This window comes from Psychromicrobium silvestre (genome assembly GCF_013408295.1).
Classification (GTDB): Bacteria; Actinomycetota; Actinomycetes; order Actinomycetales; family Micrococcaceae; genus Renibacterium; species Renibacterium silvestre.
In genome coordinates, this window is the sequence record NZ_JACBYQ010000001.1 from 1,664,802 (window position 1) to 1,688,342 (window position 23,541).

Consider the following 23,541-nt stretch of genomic DNA (forward strand, 5'->3'; position numbering starts at 1 on the left):
CTTCAGTTCAAGCCAGGGATCAGTGAGATCAGGAGATCGATGAGCTTGATCCCGATAAAGGGCGCCACCAGACCACCCAAACCGTAAATCAGTAAGTTTCGGCCCAGGGCCTGAGCCGCCGAAACGGCCCGGTATTTCACTCCCTTGAGCGCCAGCGGGACAAGCACGATGATGATCAGCGCATTGAAGATCACCGCGGAGAGAATCGCCGAGTTTGGCGAGGAGAGCCCCATAATGTTGAGCAAGCCCAGGCCGGGGAAGGCGGCGGCAAAGAGCGCCGGGACAATCGCGAAATACTTGGCGACGTCGTTCGCCACCGAGAAGGTGGTCAGCGAGCCTCGGGTAATGAGCAGCTGCTTGCCAATGCCAACCACATCGATCAGCTTGGTGGGGTCCGAGTCCAGGTCCACCATATTGGCGGCTTCCTTAGCGGCCGGAGTGCCGCTGTTCATGGCCACACCCACATCGGCTGCGGCGAGCGCGGGGGCGTCGTTGGTGCCGTCACCGGTCATCGCCACCAGGTGTCCTTCGGCCTGCTCGTGTTTGATCACCGCGAGTTTGTCCTCCGGGGTGGCCTCGGCAACGAAGTCGTCCACGCCAGCGGTTTTGGCGATAGCCGCCGCAGTGACCTTATTGTCACCGGTGATCATGATGGTGCGGATGCCCATCAATCGCAGTTGCGCGAAGCGCTCACGCATTCCGGGCTTGACCACATCGGCCAGCTCGATTACCCCGAGCACCTTGCCGTTTTCGGCGACCAATAAGGGAGTGCCGCCCGATTCGGAGACTCGTTGCACCTCCTGGGCAGCCCGCTCCGGCAGTCCTTCCGCATCGGCATAGGCTTCGACGGCGGAAGCGGCACCTTTGCGAATCTCGCGTTTGTAGCCAGCCTCCACCAGGTCAAGCCCACTCATCCGGGTGCTCGCACTGAACTCCACGGCTTCCAATTGCACTTCCCCTGCCCGGGCGCGGGCCTCTAAGCTTTCTAGGCTGGGCTCACGCAAGCTGAGCTGACCGGCCAGCTCAGTGCCGGCCAGCTCAGCCTGATCTAGTTCGGGGGCGGCCAATTCAGCATCCGCCAACTCAACGATGGAGCGTCCCTCCGGGGTCTCGTCCGCCAGCGAGGAAAGCCGAGCTGCCACGACCAGCTCGCGGTTACTCACTCCCTCCACCGGGAAGAATCCGACCGCACGACGATTACCAAAGGTGATGGTGCCGGTCTTATCGAGCAGCAGCGTGTCCACATCCCCCGCAGTTTCCACCGCCCGACCAGAGGTAGCCAGCACATTATGCTGCACCAGCCGGTCCATCCCGGCAATGCCGATCGCTGGCACCAGAGCGCCGATTGTGGTGGGAATCAGGCAGACCAACAGGGCTACCAGAACAATGGGCGTTGGAACGGCATTGGCCAGCGATGCCATTGGGGCGAGCGCCATCACAACCACCACAAACACAATGGTGAGCGATACCAGCAGCACATTGAGCGCGATCTCGTTCGGGGTCTTCTGTCGAGAAGCGCCTTCTACCAACTTGATCATCCGGTCGATGAAGGTCTGTCCTGGAGCCGCCGTGATCCGGACCAAGATCTGATCGGAAAGCACCTTGGTGCCACCGGTTACCGAACTGCGGTCACCTCCGGACTCCCGAATTACCGGTGCTGATTCACCGGTAATGGTGGATTCGTCGATACTCGCCAGGCCTGCGATGACTTCGCCATCGGAAGGGATGGTGTCCCCGGCCGAACAGACCACGACGTCGCCCACCGTCAGCTCAGTGGCTGGTGTCTGGATGAACTCGGCTGCCACCAAATCGGCCATCACCGCCGGTCTCCGGCCGGCATCCAGTCGGACTTGTCGGGCCATCACCGAGGTGCGTCCGGCTCGCAGGCTAGCTGCTTGAGCCTTACCTCGTCCCTCGGCAATCGACTCGGAGAGCGTACCGAACAGTACGGTGAGCCAGAGCCAAATGGTGACCGCGAGGCTGAAGACGGCGTCCGCGCTGGCGCTAGCCAGATCGATCACGGTCACCACGGTGCACAGTGCGGCACCGATCAGCACCGTGAACATCACCGGTGAGTGCACCATCTGTCGGGGTGAGAGCTTACGCAGTGCCAGGGGCAGCGCGGCTCGGATCGAAGCGAAGGAAAGTTTCGCCGGTGCCTTGACCCTTTTCTGCGGGATGACCTCCGGTATGAGACGGGGCAGGGTGTCTGTCGTATCGATTTTCATCGGCTTAAACCTTCGGCGAGCGGGCCCAGGGCGAGGGCCGGGAAATAGGTCAGTGCGGTCAGCACCACGGAGATCACCAGGAGCAGCGATCCGAAGAGCGGACCGTGGGTTGGCACCGTGCCGGAGGACTCCGGGACGTGCCGTTGCCCGGCGAGCGAACCCGCCAGGGCGAGCACCAGGATGATCGGAACAAAGCGACCCAAGAACATGGCGATGCCGAGCATGGTGGCAAAGTACGGGCCAGAAGAGGTGATCCCGCCGAAGGCCGAACCATTATTGTTCGCGGCCGAGGTGAAGGCGTAGAGCACCTCCGAGAACTGGTGTGAACCGCTAGCCGGGGCGTTGCTGAGCTGTTCCGGAAGCAGCATGGTGATCCCGGTCATCACCAGCACCAGGGTTGGTGTCACCAGAATGTATAGCGCCGCGAGTTTCATTTGTTTCGCGGTGATCTTCTTGCCCATGAACTCCGGCGTCCGTCCGACCATCAGTCCGGCAATGAAGACGGAGATAATCGCCAACACCAACATTCCGTAGAGCCCGGAACCCACCCCACCGGGGGCGACCTCACCGAGCATCATATTCAGCATTGCCATCCCGCCGGCCAGCGGGGTGAGTGAATCGTGAGCCACATCTACCGCGCCCGTGGAGGTAACCGTCGTCGCGGTGGCGAAAAGCGAACTGGCCGCCGGACCGAACCGTTGCTCATAGCCTTCACCCAAGGCGGTGGGAGAAGCGGCCATCGCCCAGGCCATTAGCGCCGTACTGGCCGCCCAAAGCCCTGCCATCACACTCAGAATCGTGTAGCCCTGGCGTTGCTGTCCAACCATCCGGCCATAGGTGTACGGCAGGGAGAACGGGATGACCAAGATGAGCAGGATGGAGAACAGGTTGGAGTAAGCGTTCGGGTTCTCGAAGGGGTGCGCCGAATTGGCGTTGAAGTAGCCACCACCATTGGTGCCGAGCAGCTTGATCGCCTCTTGGGAAGCCACCGGCCCACCCGGAATGTTCTGCTGCACCCCGAGTGCAGCGTTATTTACTTCTGTGCTCATGGTGAAGTTCTGCACCACACCGGTAACCACAAACACCACAGCCGCAATCACCGCCAAGGGCAACAGGATGCGGAAACAAGCTCGGGCCAGATCCACCCAGAAGTTTCCGAGCTGATCGGTTTTGGTGCGCTTGATCCCCCGAATCAGCGCCACCGCCACCGCAATGCCGACCGCCGCGGAGAGAAAGTTCTGCACCGCGAGCAGCAGCATCTGCACCAGGATGCCCAGCGTGGTCTCCGGCACGTAGGTCTGCCAATTGGTATTGGTGACAAAGGAGATCGCGGTGTTCATTGCCACCCAGGGGTCAACAGCCGTTCCCTGGCCGGGTAGCAAACCCTGCAGGCGTTGTAGCAGGAAGACGAACAGGATACCGACGATGGAGAAGGCCAGCACGCTGCGCAGGTAGGTGGACCATTTCTGATCGGCGGCTGGATCTACCCCTGCCATCCGATAGAAAAAGCGTTCTGGAGCCAGGTTCTTGTTGCTCTCGAAGACCCTGGCCATGTAGAGACCAAGGGGTTTATGTGCCAAGGCGAGCAGCACCAGCAGGATGGCGAGCTGGGTGAAGAGCGAAGCGAGTGAAAAGATCATAAGAGCGTGCTCACCACTTTTCCGGGCGGATCAGGGCGGCAAACAAATAGCCACAAAGCGCCAGCCCGATCACCGCGAGCGCTATCCAGGCGAGAATGGCGAGCATCAGAGCTTTGCCACCGCCTTGGCCAGCCAGATCACCAGGGCGGCGGCAACCAGGAATATCACCACGACCAGTACGTCAGCCATCTCAGTTTCCTTCCAAAGAGGTGCCCCTTTTCTAGGGCCTTCTCTATGGAACGCCGGTTTCCTGCCGCCAAACCGGATTTTTACAGGACCCTTATGACTCCCCCACAAGCCTTTACAGCTTCCTTACACCTCCCCCAACCCCACCCCGTTTAACCCAGTTATCCCACTGGGTGTTACCGATGTTGCAGAAGTCCACGCTTTTCCTTCACACCAGCCACTTCAGTCACAGTCGGTGGGATAGCTGGTTGGGATTTTGTGGGGATAGGCTGAGGGACATGGCTGTGAAACCCTCCCTCGTTATTGTTAATGCTCATATCGTGCCGGTTGAAGGCGAACCGTTCGACGGCGGCCTGGTAGTCAATGCGGGCAAGATCACCGAATTAGGCCCCAAGGTCAAAGCCCCCAGAGGCTCCACAGAGGTCATCGACGCCCAGGGCCAGTGGCTGCTACCCGGCTTCATCGATGCCCACACCCACCTGGGCGTGCACGAAGAAGCCGAGGGCTCGATGGGTAATGACACCAATGAGATGACCGATCCGGTCACGGCGGCAGTGCGAGCCCTGGACGGCATTAATCCGCGGGAAATGGGCTTCGACGATGCCCTCTCCGGTGGCATCACCACGGTTAACGTGAACCCGGGTTCGGGTAACCCGGTCGGCGGCTTAACTGTTGCCCTGCACACCCACGGCGGTTATGTTGACGATATGGTGCTGCGCGAGCCCAGCGGCTTGAAGGCGGCACTCGGGGAGAACCCGAAGCGGGTCTACGGCGAAAAGAAGCAGACTCCCTCCACTCGTTTAGGCACCGCGCTGGTGATTCGCAAGGCCTTTCAGGAAGCCCAGGACTACCTGAATACCCCGGCGAAGGACCGTAAGGCCAAGGATCTCAAACTTGAGGCGCTCGGCCTGGTGCTACGTCGTGAAATCCCTTGGCGGCAGCACGCACACCGGGCCGATGACATCGCTACCGCGGTGCGGATCGCCGAGGAATTCGGCTACGAGTTGGTCATCGATCACGGCACCGAGGCGCACCTACTCGCCCCGATGCTCGCGGAGAAAAAGATCCCGGTACTGATCGGGCCGCTGTTCACCTCACGCTCGAAAATGGAACTTCGCAACCGCTCCATCGCGAACCCTGGCAAGTTGGCGGCGGCCGGCGTCGAAATTTCCATCATCACCGATCATCCGGTGGTGCCCATTCACTTCCTGGTACACCAGGCCACCCTGGCAATCAAGGAGGGCTTGGACCGCGAAACCGCGCTGCGTTCGATCACCATCAATCCGGCAAAGGTGCTGGGCTTGGAAGGCCGTATCGGTTCGCTCAAGACCGGTAAGGATGCCGATCTGGTGCTCTGGAGCGGCGATCCGCTCGACGTAATGCAGCGCGCCACCGAAGTTTTCATAGCAGGCAAGTCCGTCTATCACTACGACCAGGAGAATCGTGCCGGGGTGGTGGCACCGCGATGAAGCACGATGTGCTGGACCTGGACGGCCAGCTCAACGAGGCCGAACGGAGCCAGCAACTCAAGGTCCGCGAATTTACCGAGCGGCGAATCAAGCCAAATATTGCCCGCTGGTTTGAACGAGCAGAGTTCCCGCTAGAACTAGTTCCGGAACTCGGTGAATTGGGCGTTCTAGGGATGCACCTTCAGGGCTACGGCTGCGCTGGCCGGAGCGCCGTCGAATATGGCCTGAGTGCGCTGGAACTGGAGGCCGGGGATTCCGGCATCCGCACCTTCGTCTCGGTGCAGGGGTCGCTCGCGATGACCGCGATTCACCTCTGGGGGTCCGAGGATCAGAAACAGCGTTTCCTGCCGTCGATGGCACGCGGTGAACTGATCGGCTGTTTTGCGCTCACCGAGCCGAGCGCTGGCAGCGATCCTAGTTCAATGAGCACCGTTGCGAAACGCACTGCGGATGGCTGGCTGCTGAATGGTGCCAAGCGCTGGATCGGCCTGGCTTCGGTGGCCAAGATCGCCGTGGTCTGGGCACGCACCGAAGGCGATCCGGAAGGCGATGGAGTACGCGGTTTCCTGGTGCCCACGGACAATCCCGGTTTCACGGCCACCCCAATCGAACCGAAATTATCGATGCGAGCCTCGGTGCAGTGCGATGTTCTTTTTGAGAATGTCGAGCTACCCGAAGAGGCTCTATTGCCCGGGGCGAAGGGGCTGCGCGGCCCCTTTTCCTGTTTGAATGAGGCCCGCTACGGCATTATGTGGGGCGCGATGGGAGCCGCCCGGGACGCCTTCGAGACGGCACTGAGCTACGCCTCCGAAAGAGAGCCCTTCGAGCGGCCGCTCAGCAGCTTCCAACTAACCCAACAGAAGCTGGTCGACATGATGCTAGAGCTACAGAAGGGCCAGTTACTGGCCCTGCACACCGGCCGTTTGAAGGATACTGGGAAGCTCCGGCCGGAACAGATCTCGGTGGGCAAGCTGAATAACGTCCGCGAAGCGCTGAAAATCTGCCATACCGCGCGCAGCATCCTGGGCGGCAACGGCGTCACCTTGGACTACTCCCCGCTAAGGCACGCCAATAATCTGGAATCGGTGCGGACCTATGAGGGCACCGACGAGGTGCACACCCTGATCTTGGGCCAGTACCTCACCGGGCATTCGGCTTTCCGCGGCTAACGAACAGCGAAGGCCGCGGCTAAGGAGCGACTTACAAGCAGCAATCACTCCGGGCCTGACAGGCTCTTCAAGAAGAACTCGTCTTTCTCCGTGATTAGCCGGAGCCTGCCATCGGAGTCCGGGTACTCATAACTCGTTTGCACAATTTCACCGATGGACCGAAATCCTCGGGCTCGATACAGATTTCTCGCGGGTTCGTTGAGGAGCCCCACGGCAAGATAGATCACCGAGAACTTCAGTGCCCGGGCCTGCCGTTCTCCCCAATCGCAAAGCGAACCGGCCACCCCACGTCGCCGTGCCTGGGGATACACAAAGAGATGTTTGAGCTCGGGCCGATGCGCTGCCGATTCGTGGTCCAGAACAACGTATCCCAACGGCTTAGAACCGTCCCATGCCACCGCGAAGCTGACCTGCCCTAAGAGGTGGGCGGCAAAATGGCTGGCGGCAATCCCTGAGTTCGGCGGCTCATGTTCCGCCAGCACAGAAAGCTCTTCCGCCAGCGGTGCTCGGACCACAAAGCCGCTCTGCTGATTCATGCTGCCCCCGTCAAACTCACCTAGGACTTCCTTTTATCTCACCCTATAAGCAGTACGACGGCGGCCCGGTCACCATCAAAGGTAACCGGGCCGCCGTCGTACTAAAGTTTCGGGATTAGACTCCCGAAGTGCTGGTGATCCAGCTACGTGAGGTGGTCAGGTTGGCATAGTTGCTGCCAGCCTGGGTGTTTGAACCTGGATCGGCGCTGTCGCCCGTGGAGCAGACACCGACAATCTTGCCGCCGATGATCAGCGGGCCACCGGAATCACCGTGGTTGGCTGCACCGGAAACACCCTGGATGTGAACCGCGGGGCCACCATAAGCATCCGAGCTGGTACCGAGAACCTTGATATTGGCTTGGTAGAGACCGGTGGAAGGAGTCTGGTTAGCCCGCAGACCGTAACCCATGATGGTTCCGGTAGCGCCCACGGTCGGGGCGTAGCTGGCGGCCAGGGCCGGGTAGGAGCTCAGTGCATGTGCCGTGGACAGGTGCACCAGGGCCACATCGCCATAGGGTGAGGCTTTGAGCTGGTCAGCCTTGATAGCAGTACCACGGTTACTGGTGCTATTGCTGAAGTAGACGTTCATGGCTGTGGTTCCGTCAACGCAGTGTTTTGCGGTCAGAATCCAGCTGGCCGAAATGGCTTCACCCGTGCAGCCATAGCTGTCGGTGCCACCCTGCTGGAAGATCAATTGGACCGCCCAAGGAGTGGCCGGGGCCTGGGTGCCGCCGACAATGTTAGTGGTGGCTCCGCCACCGCTTACCGGAGCCGCGGTTGCCGCGCCTCCGCCGAGCAGCGCCAGAGTGGCTGCTCCTGCTCCGATCAGGACCGACTTGAAAATCTTGTTCATACCCATCCTTTGTTCTGTGTTCACGGCTGGCATCTTCGCCAGCCAGTCTTCACTCGGAAGCCGCCGTGTTGGCCTGCATCCGTGATGAACGCTACCGCCGTGATGCAATCGAAAACCGAACTCCCAGCCAATTAAGAGGTAACTGGAATGTAGTTTGCAGAAACGGCGACTCAAGCTGATCGCTGGCTGGGAATCTGGCTGAGATTCTTGCTGGGATTAACGACGGCGGCCCGGTCACCATTCAAGGTAACCGGACCGCCGTCGTGCTTAAGTTCCGGGACTAAACTCCGGAAGTGCTCTTGATCCAGCTGCGCGAGCCGGTCAGGTTCGCGTAGTTGCTGCTGGCATGGGTATCCGAACCCGGATCCGCTACGTCACCGGTGGAGCAGACGCCGACGATCTTGCCGCCAACAATCAGCGGGCCACCGGAATCACCGTGGTTCGAGGCTCCATTGACACCCTGGATATGAACTGCCGCTCCACCATAGGCATCCGTGCTGGAACCCAGTACCTGCACATTTGCTTGGTAAAGACCGGTGGGCTGCACTCCATTAGCGCGCAGTCCATAACCCATAATGGTTCCGGTCGCACCCGAGGTCGGGGTGTAGCTCGAGGCCAAAGCCGGGTAGGAGCTCAGCGTGTGCGAGCTGGATAGGTGCACCAAGGCCACATCGCCATAAGGTGATCCGTAAACAGCGTCCGCCGCAATCGGGGTGCCGGGGTTGGAGGTGCTATTGCTGTAGTAGACGTCCATCCAGCTAATCCCGTCCACACAGTGCTGTGCGGTGAGGATCCAGTTAGCCGAGATGGCTTCGCCGGTACAGCCGTACTCGCCACCGTTCAGCCCGAAGTCGAGCTGAACTTCCCAGGGCGTGGCCGGAGCCTGGGTGCCACCAATAATTTTTGGAGTGGGCGCACTACTCACGGGGGCGGCGGTGGCCGCACCCGCACCGAGGAGAGCCATCGTGGCTGCTCCGACGCCGACAAGCACCGACTTAAAGACCTTGTTCATACCTATCCTTTGTTCTGTTTTCGCGGCGAGCGTTCGGCTCACCGGACTTTCCCCCAAAGGGCCGGGTCAGGATGGCCCGGTATCCGCGATGAACGCTACTCGCGCGGTAGCTTTTGCGGGGCGAATCCCAGGCAATTGGAAGGTAACTATCTTGTGGTTTACAGGAAGGGCCTTTTTGGCTGGTAATTAGCTGGGAACGGGAACGGAACCCGGCTTCCGATCCTTCCGCATGGTTGCCGAGATCACCGCCGCCATCGTGCACAGCGCGGCCGCCCCGAACCAGGCATAGGTGTACTGACCGGTGGCGTCCCGCACCACGCCCGCCAGAGTAGCCGCGATCGCCGCACCCACCTGGTGAGCGGCGAAGACCCAGCCAAAGACAATGCTTCCGTCAGAGCCGAAAACTCTCCGGCAAATCGCGGCCGTCGGTGGCACGGTAGCCACCCAGTCAAGCCCGTAAATCACCACGAAAATCACCATCGATGGCTGCACGGTGGCGCTCAAGAGCAGCGGCAAGACCAGCAGTCCGATGCCCCGGAACTGGTAGTAAAGAGCCAGCAAAATCTTGGGATTGAAGCGGTCGGTCAGCCAGCCCGAGGCGATGGTACCGACGATGTCGAAGACGCCGACGACGGCGAGCAAGCCTGCCGCAGTGGTCTCCGGCATGCCGTGGTCATGGGCGGAGGGGATGAAGTGGGTCCCGATCAAGCCGTTCGTGGTGGCTCCGCAGATCGCAAAGCCCGCAACTAGCGCCCAAAAGGTCGGGACCTTGGACGCTCGGCGCAGCACGCTGAGCGCATGCAAGGCGGCGTTCTGTTTCGGTTCCGTTCCGGCTTGCGGGGTATCCGAACTCTCGGGGGTATCCGCGCTCTCCAAGGCATCCGTGCTTTCCAAGGCGTCCGCGCCAAAAGGTAATACGCCGACGTCGGAGGGCTTGTTCTTCATGAAGATCAGCACCAGCGGGATCACCGCCACGGCGCCGGCCGCAATCAGTAAGGAAGCCTCCCGCCAGCCCGGTGATTGGGCGAGCTGCGCGATAATCGGTAGGAAAACCAGTTGTCCCGCCGCGCTGCCTGCCGTCAGGATGCCGAGAACCAGGCCACGGTGTTTGACGAACCAGGTGTCCACAATGGTGGCCGCGAAGACCAGGGCCATCGATCCAGTGCCCAGTCCGATCAAAACACCCCAGGTGAGCAGGATCTGCCAGGACTGTTCGACGAAGACGGTCAGCGCACTGCCCGCTCCGATCAGCCCGAGCGCAATCGCGGTCACCCGGCGAATCCCGAACCTGCCCATCAGGGCGGCCGCGAAGGGCGCCGTCAGCCCAAAGAGCAACAGGTTAATGCTCACCGCGGCGGATAGCACCGTGGTGGGCCAGCCAAACTCGTCTTGCAGGGGCACCATCAGCACTCCGGGTGCTGCTCGGAACCCTGCCGCGCCCACCAGAGCTAAAAGCCCGACGGCGGCAACCAACCAAGCCGGATGCAAGCGCCGCCTGGTCTTCGTCTGTACGCTCATGCTGCACTCCCCTGGGCTGTTCCGGCCAGAGCCAAATCCAGCGGGATCGGTTGTTCGGAACGAGTCAGTGAATGCCAGCTGGTGTTCCTGGCGGTCAGCTCGGTTCCGCAGTGTTCGCAGCGCTCCGCAGAGTTGCTGCGCTGCCCACAGTCGCGGTGCAGCAAGTACATATGTGCTTGATCGCTTGGTGGGTTCAGGTGTTTCTCCGACCACAGCGTCAGTGCGTTGAAGATCGGTAGCGCATCGGCGCCCGCCTCGGTGAGCACATACTCCAGCCGGGACCGCTGGCCGCCATCATATTTGCGGCGTTCCAGCAGCCCAGCCTCACATAGTCCGGCCAGGCGTTTGCTCAGCACGGTGTCCGCTACCTGGAGTCGTTCCTTAATCGCGGTAAAGCGATTATTACCGAAAAAGATCTCCCGCAGCACCATCATTGACCAGGGATCGCCGAAAGTTTCGAGGCCCCGGGCAATGGGACAAGGACGTTGAGACCAATCAGAACGCAAAGGCATTCGGTCACGCTATCTGACTATCTTCGAGAAAGCCAGGAGATTACTTAGATCTTTTTGAGGGCCCCATCGATCCCGATGCCCACTCGATCCCCGCGATTTACGCGCGAGTGCACACTTAACGCCCATGTTGGGAGTCCAGGATGGGCGTTAAGTGTGCACTCGCGCGACTAGGGGGCATTTTGCCTGTGGATAACTCATTTTCGAGATCGGTTTTGATTGACAATCCAGTATGAAGAAAACGCAATTACCCGAAAAGCTTTGCAGCTCGCCGTTTACCTTGAAGGAATCCGATGCCCTTTCAATCCCGCGAAAGCGTACCCGGGCTAACGATTTAATCACTCTCTCTCGAGGTCTCCGCCTGCCCAGGGAAGCAATCCCATCGGCAGGGTCCGTGCTCGGTGCTGTGCACCAACTCGACCAAAGCGCGATACTCTACGGAATCTCAGCCGCCCATTTCTGGCGCATCCCCTTGCCGCCGTGGGCTCAGCAGGATTGGAGGATGCACTTAGCCCACGGTCGCTTCCGCACCCAACCCCGGCGAGGCAATGTTGTTGGTCATCGGGTGACTTTCCACCCTGAAGAAGTTCAGCTGGTCAACGGTGTCCGAGTCACCACACCGCAGCGCAGCTGGCTAGATTTGGCGGCTTCTCTATCACTTCATGACTTAGTCATCGCGGCAGATCACCTCATTTGTGCACACGGCCCAGAGTTCCCTTTCCCACGAGAAGGAATCTGCTCTCCACAAAACCTGCGCACCACCACTTCTCGACATCCCGGGCGACGTGGAGTGAAAACGGCGCGGCTGGCCTTGGATCTCATGCGGATCGGGGCGGATTCGCCACCCGAAACAAAGATGAGATTGCTACTCATCGAAGCCGGACTGCCCGAGCCCGAGCTGAATCTGGCGCTTCGGAACGAGAGTGGGACGGCTGTGGTGTGGCCGGATGCTGGCTACCGAAATGCCAAGATCGCGCTTCAATATGACGGCGCACATCATGGGACCGCCGAGCAGTATCAACGGGACATCCGTAGAGCCTTGGAGACGGAGCGACTGGGCTGGCAGGAAATCAGGATAGGTGCTCAAGACCTCGAGGGAGACCACCCAGCGGTGCTAGACAAAGTCCGCCGTGCCCTCAATCGGAGCCTCCCTCCACCAATTCCTTCGCGAGTGCACACTTAACGCCCATCCGGGACCCCCAACATGGGCGTTATGTGTGCACTCGAGCGATGGACGCGAAGGACGCGAAGGACGCGATGGACGCGATGGAGTGGGAGATTACTTAGATCTTTTTGAGGGCCGCATCGAGGTCGTCAATCAGATCTGAGGCATCTTCGATGCCCACGGAGAGCCGAACCAGGTTCTCCGGAACCGCCAGTTCAGTGCCCTTGACCGAGGCGTGAGTCATCTCCGAGGGGTAGTTCATCAAGGACTCGATGCCACCTAGGGATTCGGCCAGGGTGAACAGCTTGGTCGATTCAGCCACGGTTCGCGCGGCGGCAGCCCCACCGGCGAACTGCACCGAAATCATCCCGCCAAAGGCCTTCATCTGCCGCTTGGCCAGCTCGTGCCCGGGGTGTTCCGGCAGCCCTGGGTAAAGCACCTGCTCAACTCCAGGGCGTCCTTGCAGCCATTGTGCAATCTGCGTGGCGTTACTGGAGTGCCGATCCATCCGCACGCCCAGGGTTTTCAGCCCACGGGTGGTCAAAAAGGCGTCCATCGGGCCGGAGACCGCACCGACCGCGAACTGCACGAAGCCAATCTTCTCGGCCAGCTCATCGTCCCGAACCACCACGGCTCCACCGATCACATCGGAGTGCCCGCCAATGTACTTAGTGGTTGAGTGCACCACGATATCGGCACCAAGATCGAGTGGATTCTGCAAATAGGGTGAAGCGAAGGTGTTATCCACCAGCAGCAGCGCACCGTGAGAATGTGCCAGTTCGGCGAGCGCGGCGATATCGGTGATCTTCATCATCGGGTTCGAGGGCGTCTCCACCCAGAACAGTTTGCTCGACTCGGTTGCCGCAGCGGCGACCTGCTCCGGGGAAGCCATATCCGCCGTCGAATGCGTCACGCCCCACGGCCCCAGCACCCGGTTGATCAGCCGGTAGCTGCCGCCATAAGCATCATTGCCCAGCACAATGTGGTCACCGGGCCGCAGGATCGCCCGGATCAGGGCATCCTCAGCAGCCAATCCGGAGGAGAAGGAGAAGGCGTGCTTGCCATGCTCGACGGCGGCCAGCTGAGCCTGTAGCGAATCGCGAGTCGGGTTGGTGCCACGGCCGTATTCATAGCCGCTGCGCAATTGGCCAATACCATCCTGTGCAAAGGTGGAGGACTGGATAATTCCGCCTACCACGGCTCCCGTTACCGGATCGGGTTCTTGCCCGGCATGGATGGCACGGGTGTTGAAACCCAGGCTGCTGACATCGCTCATATACGTACTCCTTGAAAGTTCTCTTAGTCCTGCAGGTAGAACAGCAAATCATGCCGGGTCAGAATTCCCACCGGCGCGCCGACGAAGGTCACCATCAGTGCATCGACATCCTGCAATTTGGCTCGGGCGGCGGAAATCGGCTCCAAGGAACCGATCATCGGAAGCTTCGCGGCCATATGTTCGGTAATTTTATCGGTCATCTTGGCTTCGCCGCGAAAGAGCTTCGCGGTGAGTAATCTCTCATCTACGGAACCAATTACCTCGCCCATCACCACGGGCGGCTCAGCGGTCAGCACGGGGACCTGGGAAACGCCGTATTCGTCCATCAGCCGGATCACATCACGCACCGTCTCATTCGGATGAATGTGCACCAGATCGGGAAGCTGCCCGGTCTTGGAGCGCAGCACCTCGCCCACTGCGGGCTGGTCTGTGACCTTCAGGAATCCGTAGCTTTGCATCCACTCATCGTTGAAAATCTTTGCCAAGTAGCCGCGTCCGGAATCCGGCAGTAGCACCACCACCACATCCTCCGGGCCCAGCTCAGCGGCAATTTGGAGCGCGGCGACCACGGCCATTCCGGAAGATCCACCCACCAGCAAGCCTTCTTCGCGAGCTAGCCTGCGAGTCATCGAGAAGCTATCGGCGTCGGAAATGGCCAGTACCTCGTGCGGTACCGCTGGATCGTAAGAACCCGGCCAAATATCTTCGCCGACGCCTTCGACCAAATAGGGCCGACCGGTGCCACCGGAGTAGACCGAGCCCTCCGGGTCCGCGCCGATAATCTGTACCTCGCCACTGGGCCGATCCGCGGAGATTTCGCGCAGATAGCGCCCGGTTCCGGTAATCGTGCCGCCGGTGCCTACGCCGGCCACGAAGTGAGTCACCTTGCCGTCAGTATCCCGCCAAATCTCCGGTCCGGTGGATTCATAATGGCTCAGTGGGCCATTCGGGTTGGAGAACTGGTCGGGCTTATAGGCTCCCGGGATCTCGGCAGCTAAACGGTCCGAAACGCCGTAATAGGACTGCGGGGAATCGGCTGCTACCGCGGTGGGCGTCACCACTACTTCCGCACCGTAGGCCCGCAAGGCTGCGCGCTTGTCCTCGGCGATTTTGTCCGGCACGGCAAAGACGCAGTGGTAACCGCGCTGCTGGGCGACCATGGCCATGGCTACCCCGGTGTTCCCCGAGGTGGGTTCGACGATGGTGCCACCCGGAGCAATTTTGCCCTCTTTGGCTGCCTCGTCGAGCATCTTGACCGCGATCCGGTCCTTAGCGGAGCCTCCCGGGTTGAAGTATTCAACCTTGGCCAGCACGGTGGCTTGGATGCCCTCGGTGACCTTATTGAGTTTGACCAGTGGAGTGTTGCCGATCAAGTCCAGCACCGAGTTGGCGTATTTCATGCAATCCAGCGTACCGTCTGGGGGCCTGAAACCCTCAGACGGTGAGCTTTTCCGAAGCCGAACCGCGCTCTCGCAGCGGCCAGCGAAGCCTGCCCTGGCTGAGTAGGATGCCGAGGACCACGATCGCCCCACCCACCGGCTCATTCCAATGCAGACTTTCGTGTAGCACTAGGACGCCCAGGATCACCCCGACCACTGGAGCCAAATAGGTCACAGTGGAGGCTGCGGTGGCACCCCAAGCCCCGACAATCATGGTGCTCCAGACATAGGCGAAGCCGGTGCCTAGCACGCCAAGCAGCAGAATGCTGAGAATTACCGGCCAGTTCAACTGCACCGGGTTCAGCATGCTGAAGGGAGCCAATACGCAGGCAAGCGCAAAGGCTAAGACGATCTGGACGGCGGCAATCGTGGTGGCATCGTAGTTATGCGTTCCGGAAACAAAGCGCCGCAGGTAACTCAAGCCAACGCCGTAGCAGGCGGTAGCCGCCAGGCAAGCAAGTTGCGCAGGAATAGAGCTCAGAAAAGCCGGATCACCGATCAGTTGCCAGGGGCCGACGACAAGCAGCACTCCTAAGACGCCGAGTAGCACGCCGCTGATTTGTAGGCGGTTGAGTCGCTCTTGCGGCAACATCACGGCAGAGATCACTAAGGTCATCACCGGCGTGGTCGCGTTCAGGATGCTGGAGAGTCCAGAGGGCAGGAACTGCCCGGCCCAAGCGAAGAGCAGGTAGGGCACCACGCAGAAAAAGATGGAGACGACGAGCATATGACCCCAGATCCGCCGTTCGCGAGGCCAGCGCCGCCTGCTGAAAATCATCAGAGCCACTAGAGCGAGTGCCCCAAAGGCTAAGCGACCCCACACCACCTGCGCCGAAGACAGGCCTTCCAACCCCACCTTCATGAACAGGAAACTCGCACCCCAGGTGGCGGCCAGGGCTAGATAGGCCAAAAGCACCAGTGGTTTGCGCGTGCCGGGACGAGCTGATTCGACCATTCTGAGCTCCTTAGATTCAGGTCTAGTATCAGGAGACATCCGGCTATGAATCAAATATGAAAAACTTATCCACCCATGAGGAGTTCTCATGTCCGTGACCATAGCGCAACTCCGCGCCTTCACCGCCGTCGTGGATCACAGTAGTTTTTCCGCTGCCGCGGGAGCCTTGGGAATCAGCCAATCCGCGGTGTCCCATGCCATCTCCAGTTTGGAAAAGGAGCTGCGGCAGCAGGTACTGAGCCGGAAAAACGGCGTCTGCCTCACCTCCCTAGGCGAGTTACTGATCCCCCGCGCCCGAACTGTCTTAGCCACCGTAGATGCCCTCGAAGCCAGCGTTCGGGAACAATCCGGAGAGGCTTCCGGAGTGGTCCGATTGGCGGCCGTACCCACCGTCTGCCAAGGCCTGCTGCCGGAATTGTTACAACTGTGGAATGCGCGGCTGCCGCATGTTGATGTTCAGGTCTACGAAGGCGACGATGAGGAGTTGCCGGACTGGCTGGAAAGCGGCCTAGTCGATGCCGCAATTCTGGTCGATCCGATGGAGCCGCAGCCCGGTTCGCGCTGGCTGGGTAGCGATGATTTCCGCGCTTTGATTCGGAAGGATCACCCTCTCGTTGGCGAGGCTGAGATCCCACTGGCGGAGCTCCTCGAAGACGGCTTGATTTCCTCCACCGGCGGATGTGAAGAGCAGGTCCGCAGGATTCACGAGCTTGCCGGGATTCGCTACACCGCCACTCAACGAGTCCGGGAACTCGGCACCTTGCTGAGTCTGGTCCGCCAGGGCATCGGCGTCGGCATTATGCCCAGCCTGGGTCAAGCGATGCTCCCCGAAGAGCTCGTACTGCTGCCGCTTGTACCAAGGCTGCAGCGAGATCTGGTGCTGACCGGCCCGCAGGGCATGCCCTGGCATCCACTCACCGATGCACTCATTGAGGCTCTGAGGGACTGGGCGGCGCTACAACTGAGCGCCCGCTAGCACCCAGCCAGGCAAGGTGGGTGTGCTGGAAGTTATCGTCATATTTGAGTCCGTACCCAAGCGCTCGATCGACCGCAATATGGAATGCCCAGCTCCCGGCCAGCAATCCCAGAATCCAGAGCTCAATTCCCGCTGAGCGCAAGGCCCAGTAAAGAATCGCCAGCAGCGCGGGTGGCGCATAGTGATGGACTAAGTTGTAGCAGAAGGCGCCGAACTTCGGGTTGCGGAGGTAGCCAAGCGCGGAGAGGTCGAAAACCACGAAGCAGAGCAATAGCCACCACCAGTCGAACCCTGCCCCGACAAAGAGCACGGCGACGAGCAAGGCTAAGGCAGCGTTTTCGAGGTGCTGCGCCCGGACCGGGGTCATTGCAGTTCGGCGAGCTGTTGGACCCCCGAGGTCACTGAGTGCACTAGCAGCGAGAAGCTCTTATCCAGGTCGTCGGGAAGCCCGAAGCCGCCGCCCAGCTCCAGTACGATAAAGCCGTGTAAGGCACTGCGGATCATTCTGATGGCGTCAATACTGAGCGCATCCGGCAGTTCGAAGCCACGCAGTACTCCGCCGATCAGCTCCACTGCGCGCACCCCGCTCTCGGCAAGCTCCTGATCTGCGGGGTCGTTCGGGTTCGCTGCCTGCTGTGAGGCGGCGTAGCGGCCAGGGTGTTCCTTGGCGAAGGCCCGTACGGCTTGCGCCATCGCGGCCAGGCACTCGGGCCCTGCCCTACCGATCGTGGCGGCGCTCATTCGGTCGGTCAGCTCGGCCACCGAGGCTAGCGCCACCAAACGTTTGAGATCGGCGAGTGATTCAACGTGTTTATAAAGACTTGGCACCGCCACCCCCGCGGCGGAGGCGATTGAAGCCAAGGTGAGGTCGGTAAATCCGCTGCTGCCGCCGCCGTCGACCGCCTTGAGTGCAGCCTGGGTTACGGCCGCCCGGTTGAGCCCCGCCCTAGGCATTCGCACCCCAGAGGCCAGTCTGCCGAAGTTCGGTGAGGAATTCGACGGTGGCGGGAAGGACCAGCTCAGGACGTTGCAGGTGCGGATAGTGCCCGGATTCTGGCACTAGTTCGGCCCGTAACCCGAGCCCCTTCATCCAGGCACTTTCTGCGGCGGGGTCGCTGAAGTCGGGATCGCTCTGTCCAATAAAGACGCGGCCCGGGGTCTTCAGGTCTGCTAAGCGGTCCTCCACCACCTGATGATCTAGTTGCACAGCCAATTCGCGCAGTGATCGCAGCCTGCCCGGCTCACGGAGGCTCGCCTTGATCGCGGCCACGTGCTCCGGCAGTGAAGGCGCCCGCCTGCCCTTATTGAAGCCTCGGTAGAGACTGGACCACAGACCGGCACCCCAGGGCGGCAGGAAGAGTAGCCGGTACACCAACTTGATCATGGTCTGGGCGAAGGCACCGCTAGCCGGGTTGCGCAGGAAGGGACTGTAGAGCACCAGCCCGGCGATTGCGGACGGTCGTTCGACGGCGGCCCAGACTGCGGCGGAGCCTCCCATTGAGTTTCCCAGTACGACGGCGGCACCACCGAGTTGCTCGATCAGCGCCAACAGGTCCTCTCCGGTTGCTTGATCGCCATGTAGTCGGAAGCTGGTGTCCGAGTTGCCGTGACCGCGCAGGTCCATCACGGCAACCCGGTAACCTGCGCTGGCAAGTTCGGCTGCCAGCCTGGAGAGGCCGGACGCCAAATCTCCCATTCCCGGAATAGCGACCAGCAAAGGGCCGGAGCCCTGCACGGTGTAGGCAATCCGCCCCTCGGGACGAGACAGATAGGAAATGTTCATAGCTATAAAGCTAATGTCATTAGCCTACTTTGGCAAGCCCCTTTTCTCAGTGGGTTTGGATAGCCTCAGGAATCAGCCCGGTTCAGCCTGCGCACCGCCAGTTCAGCCAGCAGCGCGGCACCGTCAGGTAGCACAACGTCGTCGAAGGCCGCGCGCGGAGAATGATTGCCATCCGCCTTCCGCAGGTCTTCGTGTGCGCAGGCACTGAGGAAAATATAGGTTCCTGGAACCTCTTCGAGCACAAAGGAAAAGTCCTCGCCACCGGGAATCGGGTTTTCCAGCAAGTGGAAACGCTCGGCACCAAAGAGATCCTCGACAACTCCCTGAGTGAAGGCGAATTCAACCTCGTCATTGACGGTGACCGGGTAGACGTGCTCGAATTCCACCTCGGCTTCCAGCCCGTGTGCCGTGGCAATTCCCTTGAGTAGCGCCACGCTCAGCTCCTCGGCCTTGGCCCGGCTCTCCGGGCTAAAGGAACGCACGGTGGCATCGAATTCGGCACTGTCCGGGATGATGTTTTCCTTACTCCCAGCGGCAATTCTGCCCACCGTAACAACAATCGGATCGAAGATATCGAAATGCCGGGTGACCATGGTTTGCAGGGCCAGCACCGCTTCGCACAGGGCTGGAACCGGATCATTGCCTTGGAAAGGTCGGGAGCCGTGCCCGCCCTGTCCAATGAACTTCACCCGCAGGGTATCCGGGGAAGCCATCAAGGTTTTAGGCTTCCCGATCCACATTCCGCGCGGAACCTGATCGGACATCACATGCAGCCCATAGGCCGCATCGGCGCGCTTGCCCGCGGCATCGAGCACACCTTCATCGATCATCGGCTTCGCGCCGCCTGGGCCCTCTTCGCCGGGCTGGAACATGAAGACCACATCACCGGGAAGTTCCTGACGCACCGCGTGCAGGATCTTGGCTGCCCCAACCAGGCCCGCCACATGCAGATCGTGCCCACAGGCGTGCATGGCCCCGTTGGTTGATTTGAAAGGGACGTCCACCAGCTCGGTCACCGGCAAGCCGTCCATATCGCCGCGCAGCAGCACCACTGGGCGGTCCTGCGCATCGTTCGGGGCAGCACCGCCGCGAAGCACAGCGGTCACCGAGCTAAGCCCTTTGCCCAAGGTGATCTCCAAATCGAGGGGTTCAAGGGCTTCAAGAATGCGTCGCTGGGTCTGCGGAAGGTCAAGGCCGATCTCCGGGTTTTGATGGAGATCTCGGCGCAGGGCAATCATCTCGGGGGCAAATTCGGCAGCAAGTTCCTGAGTTCGAGTCGTCATGCTTTCACCCTACTCTCGCAAGTTGAACCGGATCTTTCTGGCTCAATCGGCATGACAGGATACTCAGGTGAAGATCTTCAGGCTCTGGGCCCTTCCGGGCGGCTTGCTGCTCGCCGGGCTGGGCTGTCTGCTCAGCGGCGCCCTTCCGGGACCGGCAGCCTGGGGATTGGCTCAGCGTACGGTTCCGGTATTGCTGTTTGTGCTAGCCATGACTCTGGTCACCGAGTTAGCGGACGACGCCGGCCTGTTTAGAACGCTGACGGGCTCACTAGCGCGCTGGGCGGGGAAGCGCGGCAGCGTCCTCCTACTCTGGGTAATGGTGTTGGGGCTCTCCGTACTCAGCACGATTTTCCTTTCCCTGGACACCACGGCCGTGCTCATTACCCCGATGGTGGTACTCCTGGCTTTGCATGCCCGGCTGCCTGCAATGCCGTTCGCCTTAACCACCGTTTGGTTGGCCAATACCGCCTCTCTGCTGCTCCCGGTTTCCAATCTCAGCAACCTTTTAGCTCAGCATCGACTCAACTATTCACCCTGGCAATTCGCCTCGGCGCTCTGGGCACCCGCGCTGATCGGGATCATCGTCCCGATTGCCGCGCTCTGGCTACTTTTTCGCAAGGACTTCCGCGGCAGTTTCACGCCGGAACCGGCGCCCAGACCAAGAGATCGTACCCTGCTGTTGATCTGCGCCGTCGTCGTGGCCGTGCTCTTACCGCTGCTGGTCAGCGGCATTCCAGTGGAGTATCCGGCGCTGGCCGCGGCGCTGGTTCTGCTGCTGGCTTTTGCACTCCGCCGCCCGGGAGCCCTGAGCTGGCGGATGGTTCCCTGGCGTCCACTGATGCTGGCGGCGGGGCTGTTTCTGCTCGTAGAAACCCTCCAGTCCCGTGGCTTGCCCCAGCTCTTAGCTGCCATCTCAGGTCCGGGCGAGGGGTATTTGCCGTTGCTGCAATTGGCTGGGCTAGGCGCAGCTTCGGCGAATGTGGTCAATAACCTTCCCGCTTATCTCGCCTTGGAGCCGGTTGCGGATTCACCGATCAGGCTCGCCGCCTTGCTGATTGGGGTGAACCTTGGCCCGCTACTAACCCCTTGGGCGTCCTTGGCCACCGTGCTCTGGCATGAACGGCTGAAAAATCTGGGGGTTGAGGTGTCCTGGCTGCGTTTCGCCGGGCTAGGACTGCTGCTAGTCGTCGTGCTCATCCCGCTGGCTGTGCTGGCGCTCTGGTTGAGCGCCGGACTGCCCGGCTGAGTTGTCGGTATGGCGTGCGACGATAATCGTATGAGCACCGCTTCCGAACAGCCCCGCGAGCTGATCTGGCGTGCACAGGGCAGCTATGACCTACATGCCACAGTGGGCATCGTGCAGCGAAGTTCCACCGATCCTTGCGCGGTGTTCCACCAGGGCGCTTGGTGGTTTGCCTTCCATACTCCGCTAGGGCCAGCAACCCTGAGCCTGCGGCAAATCGGCACGGAGGTCCGGGCGCAGGCCCTCGGCCCCGGGGCGGAGGCTGCTCTGGAAGGAGTTCCCGCCTTGCTCGGGGCCGAGGACGATTGGTCCGAATTCGATTCGGCCAGCTTTCAGGCCAGCCTGCCAGCCCACGTCAGGGAGGCTCGACGGCGGCACCCCGGCCTACGCTTGCCCAGCACCGGACGCATTCTGGACAGTCTGATCCCGCTCATTCTGGAACAAAAAGTGACCGGTAAAGAAGCATTTTCGGGCTATCGAAGGCTGATCAACCAGTATGGCTCCACGCCTCCGGGCGCCCAGCTCAGCGGCTTCCCGCCCCGGCTGAGGTTAGCGCCAAGCGCGGCAGTCTGGTCGAAAATTCCGTCCTGGCACTGGCATCAAGCCGGAGTTGGCCCACAGCGCTCCGATACCGTGATGCGGGCACTCCAGCGTGCCAGTGCCCTGGAACGACTCGGTCGCTTAAATGCCACCCAGGCCGGGGCTGGTTTGCAGAGCATTTCGGGTATTGGTCCGTGGACGGCAGCCGAGGTGACGCAGCGTAGCCACGGTGATCCGGACGCGGTGGCGGTGGGCGATTACCACCTGCCCGGTTTCGTTGGCATCGCCCTGACCGGTGAGGCCGTGGACGACGACGGCATGCTGGAGCTACTTGAACCCTGGCGCGGGCATCGGCAGCGGGTGGTCCGGATGCTCTATCTTTCCGGAATCAGCAAGGAACGGCATGGACCTCGAATGAGCGTGCGAGACTACCGCCGGATCTGAGCGGTTTAGACTGCCAAGATGACTTCCATCCTGCATCTGGCGCACGCGGAGGACTGGACCGCGGCTTTGACCGATCCGGCGGGCTATCGCGTGTCCACCAGGGGCGCCACCCTGGAGCAGATCGGGTTCATCCACGGTTCCACAGCCGCTCAGCTTCCTATCGTCGCCGAGGCTTTCTACGCCGATGATCCGGCGGAGTTGCTGGTCCTTGTGGTCGATCTGGAGGCGGTGTCTGCGGCTGGCACCAAAGTGAAATGGGAAGACGGCGGCCAGGGCGAGCACTATCCACATCTTTATGGACCGCTCTATCCGAATCAGGTGTTGGCAGCGCTTCCGGCCGGATTCAAAGACGGGCGTTTCCAGCTGCCCGAGTTATCCGGACACAATGTGCTTGAGTTCCCACCGGAGGATTAGGCTTACTGGATGAGCGATTTGGTTAATTTGCGGGGCGACTTTCATTCCCAACGACGGCGAGCAGTTCCGGGTGCGTTTAGCCCTGGACATTGCGATCGAAGAGGTCGCCAAGGAGCCGGGCTGCCTGCGTTATGAGGTCACCGAAGACACCCCGGAACAGATCGTGCTCACCGAACAGTGGGAGTCCGAGGAAGCTTTGGCCACACACGGCAAAGGCTCGGCCGTGCAGGACTTGAACGAATCGCTCTCCGCCCTGCTGGCCGAGCCTGTGAAGCTCGAAAGACTGTAAAGCCCGGAAGGCTCTAGTTCTTTTCAGCCTTCTGCGCGGCCACTGCCGCGTGCACTTCGGTCATGTCCAAAGCCTTCACCGCGGTGATGACCTCTTCAAGTTGGCTCGGGTTGAGCGCGCCGGGCTGCGAGAAGACCAGGACCTTTTCCCGGAACGCCATCAGCGTCGGAATCGAGGTGATATTCGCTTCGGCCGAGAGTTGCTGCTCAGCCTCGGTGTCCACCTTGGCGAACACCACGTCGTCGTGCTTCTCCGAAGAAGCCGAGTAGGTGGGGGCGAACCGCAAGCACGGTTGGCACCAGCCAGCCCAGAAATCCACCAGGACAATGTCATTGCCCTCTACCGTGGAGCCAAAAGTTTCACCGGTGATATCGATAGTCGCCATAGTTCAAACCTATCCTTTCCTCGCCCGGCGCAACAACGCCGAGGAGGTCAATATTCCCCATCATTCCCCTCACCTACGCCCCGCACGCCGCTCCCGTCGCACTCAAGCCGCTTCCAAGCCGTCGAGTGTGTGGAGGTCTGCACGTTAAGACGCCGGTTTAACGTGCAGACCTCCACACTCGACGAGGGTTTTGGGCTGAGGGACAAGGCGAGCGAAAGAATCAGGCCTG

The 23,541-nt window shown here is 60.8% G+C and carries 24 protein-coding genes; 8 read left to right on the top strand and 16 right to left on the bottom strand.

Annotated elements, in window-relative coordinates:
• Positions 1 to 2 precede the first annotated feature (2 nt).
• Genes kdpB through kdpF form a run of 3 tightly spaced genes read right to left on the bottom strand, consistent with a single transcriptional unit; the run spans position 3 to position 3,974 of the window.
• A complete protein-coding gene (gene kdpB, locus FHU41_RS07900) occupies positions 3 to 2,228 on the bottom strand; it encodes a potassium-transporting ATPase subunit KdpB (RefSeq protein WP_179389009.1) in 2,226 nt (741 codons plus the stop codon).
• Positions 2,225 to 3,868 (bottom strand): potassium-transporting ATPase subunit KdpA, encoded by a 1,644-nt coding sequence (gene kdpA / locus FHU41_RS07905; protein ID WP_179389010.1) that lies wholly within the window; start codon positions 3,866 to 3,868, stop codon positions 2,225 to 2,227. The genes kdpB and kdpA overlap by 4 nt, the downstream gene beginning before the upstream one ends.
• Positions 3,869 to 3,878: 10 nt before the next feature.
• Positions 3,879 to 3,974 (bottom strand): K(+)-transporting ATPase subunit F, encoded by a 96-nt coding sequence (gene kdpF, locus FHU41_RS07910; RefSeq protein ID WP_179389011.1) that lies wholly within the window; start codon positions 3,972 to 3,974, stop codon positions 3,879 to 3,881.
• 358 nt (positions 3,975 to 4,332) lie between these two features.
• Here kdpF and FHU41_RS07915 point away from each other — a divergent pair, with 358 nt between their 5' ends.
• Both FHU41_RS07915 and FHU41_RS07920 read left to right on the top strand, forming a co-directional pair.
• A complete protein-coding gene (locus FHU41_RS07915; RefSeq protein ID WP_179389012.1) occupies positions 4,333 to 5,523 on the top strand; it encodes an amidohydrolase in 1,191 nt (396 codons plus the stop codon).
• Complete coding sequence (locus FHU41_RS07920; RefSeq protein WP_179389013.1) at positions 5,520 to 6,692, top strand: acyl-CoA dehydrogenase family protein; 1,173 nt, start codon at positions 5,520 to 5,522, stop codon at positions 6,690 to 6,692. Before FHU41_RS07915 ends, FHU41_RS07920 begins: the two co-directional genes overlap by 4 nt.
• A 44-nt stretch (positions 6,693 to 6,736) precedes the next feature.
• Here the strand turns inward: FHU41_RS07920 and FHU41_RS07925 are convergent, their stop codons facing one another.
• The 5 genes from FHU41_RS07925 to FHU41_RS07945 all read right to left on the bottom strand — a co-directional run bounded on the left by FHU41_RS07925 (position 6,737) and on the right by FHU41_RS07945 (position 11,123).
• Positions 6,737 to 7,228, bottom strand: coding sequence for a GNAT family N-acetyltransferase (locus tag FHU41_RS07925; RefSeq protein ID WP_179389014.1), 492 nt, complete (start codon positions 7,226 to 7,228; stop codon positions 6,737 to 6,739).
• A 115-nt stretch (positions 7,229 to 7,343) separates the two neighbouring features.
• Positions 7,344 to 8,081 (bottom strand): S1 family peptidase, encoded by a 738-nt coding sequence (locus FHU41_RS07930; protein WP_179389015.1) that lies wholly within the window; start codon positions 8,079 to 8,081, stop codon positions 7,344 to 7,346.
• Between the two features lie 280 nt (positions 8,082 to 8,361).
• The gene (locus FHU41_RS07935) at positions 8,362 to 9,093 is read right to left on the bottom strand and encodes a S1 family peptidase (protein WP_179389016.1); all 732 of its coding nucleotides are present in this window, start codon (positions 9,091 to 9,093) and stop codon (positions 8,362 to 8,364) included.
• Between the two features lie 186 nt (positions 9,094 to 9,279).
• Positions 9,280 to 10,611 (bottom strand): MFS transporter, encoded by a 1,332-nt coding sequence (locus FHU41_RS07940; protein WP_179389017.1) that lies wholly within the window; start codon positions 10,609 to 10,611, stop codon positions 9,280 to 9,282.
• Positions 10,608 to 11,123 (bottom strand): winged helix-turn-helix transcriptional regulator, encoded by a 516-nt coding sequence (locus FHU41_RS07945; RefSeq protein WP_179389018.1) that lies wholly within the window; start codon positions 11,121 to 11,123, stop codon positions 10,608 to 10,610. The genes FHU41_RS07940 and FHU41_RS07945 overlap by 4 nt, the downstream gene beginning before the upstream one ends.
• A gap of 499 nt (positions 11,124 to 11,622) precedes the next feature.
• Here FHU41_RS07945 and FHU41_RS07950 point away from each other — a divergent pair, with 499 nt between their 5' ends.
• Positions 11,623 to 12,303: an endonuclease domain-containing protein gene (locus FHU41_RS07950; RefSeq protein ID WP_246279455.1), complete on the top strand. Its 681-nt coding sequence runs from the start codon at positions 11,623 to 11,625 to the stop codon at positions 12,301 to 12,303.
• A 100-nt stretch (positions 12,304 to 12,403) separates the two neighbouring features.
• Here FHU41_RS07950 and FHU41_RS07955 read toward each other — a convergent pair whose 3' ends face one another.
• From FHU41_RS07955 to FHU41_RS07965, 3 genes are read right to left on the bottom strand one after another with little or no spacing between them, the layout of a single operon-like run.
• Positions 12,404 to 13,561, bottom strand: coding sequence for a cystathionine gamma-synthase (locus FHU41_RS07955; protein WP_179389020.1), 1,158 nt, complete (start codon positions 13,559 to 13,561; stop codon positions 12,404 to 12,406).
• A gap of 23 nt (positions 13,562 to 13,584) precedes the next feature.
• Positions 13,585 to 14,961, bottom strand: a complete 1,377-nt coding sequence (locus FHU41_RS07960; protein WP_179389021.1) for a cystathionine beta-synthase — start codon at positions 14,959 to 14,961, stop codon at positions 13,585 to 13,587.
• A gap of 34 nt (positions 14,962 to 14,995) precedes the next feature.
• Positions 14,996 to 15,955 carry a DMT family transporter gene (locus FHU41_RS07965; RefSeq protein ID WP_246279456.1) on the bottom strand — a complete coding sequence of 320 codons (960 nt, stop codon included), beginning with the start codon at positions 15,953 to 15,955 and terminating at the stop codon, positions 14,996 to 14,998.
• Between the two features lie 88 nt (positions 15,956 to 16,043).
• On the opposite strand from FHU41_RS07965, the gene FHU41_RS07970 reads away from it, so the two are divergent.
• Positions 16,044 to 16,931 (top strand): LysR family transcriptional regulator, encoded by an 888-nt coding sequence (locus FHU41_RS07970; protein WP_179389023.1) that lies wholly within the window; start codon positions 16,044 to 16,046, stop codon positions 16,929 to 16,931.
• Here FHU41_RS07970 and FHU41_RS07975 read toward each other — a convergent pair.
• From FHU41_RS07975 to FHU41_RS07990, 4 genes are all read right to left on the bottom strand, one after another.
• Positions 16,882 to 17,298: a DUF4260 domain-containing protein gene (locus FHU41_RS07975; RefSeq protein WP_179389024.1), complete on the bottom strand. Its 417-nt coding sequence runs from the start codon at positions 17,296 to 17,298 to the stop codon at positions 16,882 to 16,884. The genes FHU41_RS07970 and FHU41_RS07975 overlap by 50 nt on opposite strands.
• A complete protein-coding gene (locus FHU41_RS07980) occupies positions 17,295 to 17,885 on the bottom strand; it encodes a TetR/AcrR family transcriptional regulator (RefSeq protein ID WP_179389187.1) in 591 nt (196 codons plus the stop codon). Before FHU41_RS07980 ends, FHU41_RS07975 begins: the two co-directional genes overlap by 4 nt.
• Positions 17,878 to 18,714: an alpha/beta fold hydrolase gene (locus FHU41_RS07985; RefSeq protein ID WP_179389025.1), complete on the bottom strand. Its 837-nt coding sequence runs from the start codon at positions 18,712 to 18,714 to the stop codon at positions 17,878 to 17,880. Before FHU41_RS07985 ends, FHU41_RS07980 begins: the two co-directional genes overlap by 8 nt.
• Positions 18,715 to 18,779: 65 nt before the next feature.
• Entirely contained in the window at positions 18,780 to 19,997 is a 1,218-nt protein-coding gene (locus FHU41_RS07990; RefSeq protein WP_179389026.1) for a M20 metallopeptidase family protein, read from the bottom strand.
• A gap of 67 nt (positions 19,998 to 20,064) precedes the next feature.
• Between FHU41_RS07990 and FHU41_RS07995 the strand changes: the two genes are divergently transcribed.
• From FHU41_RS07995 to FHU41_RS08010, 4 genes are read left to right on the top strand one after another with little or no spacing between them, the layout of a single operon-like run.
• A complete protein-coding gene (locus FHU41_RS07995) occupies positions 20,065 to 21,243 on the top strand; it encodes an SLC13 family permease (protein ID WP_179389027.1) in 1,179 nt (392 codons plus the stop codon).
• A gap of 30 nt (positions 21,244 to 21,273) precedes the next feature.
• On the top strand, positions 21,274 to 22,224 hold the full coding sequence (locus FHU41_RS08000; protein ID WP_179389028.1) for a DNA-3-methyladenine glycosylase family protein: 951 nt from the start codon (positions 21,274 to 21,276) through the stop codon (positions 22,222 to 22,224).
• 18 nt (positions 22,225 to 22,242) lie between these two features.
• The gene (locus FHU41_RS08005; protein WP_179389029.1) at positions 22,243 to 22,638 is read left to right on the top strand and encodes a DUF952 domain-containing protein; all 396 of its coding nucleotides are present in this window, start codon (positions 22,243 to 22,245) and stop codon (positions 22,636 to 22,638) included.
• Between the two features lie 16 nt (positions 22,639 to 22,654).
• Entirely contained in the window at positions 22,655 to 22,927 is a 273-nt protein-coding gene (locus tag FHU41_RS08010; RefSeq protein ID WP_179389188.1) for an antibiotic biosynthesis monooxygenase, read from the top strand.
• A gap of 13 nt (positions 22,928 to 22,940) precedes the next feature.
• On the opposite strand, the gene FHU41_RS08015 is transcribed toward FHU41_RS08010, so the two are convergent.
• Positions 22,941 to 23,312, bottom strand: a complete 372-nt coding sequence (locus FHU41_RS08015) for a thioredoxin family protein (protein ID WP_179389030.1) — start codon at positions 23,310 to 23,312, stop codon at positions 22,941 to 22,943.
• Positions 23,313 to 23,541: the final 229 nt, after the last annotated feature.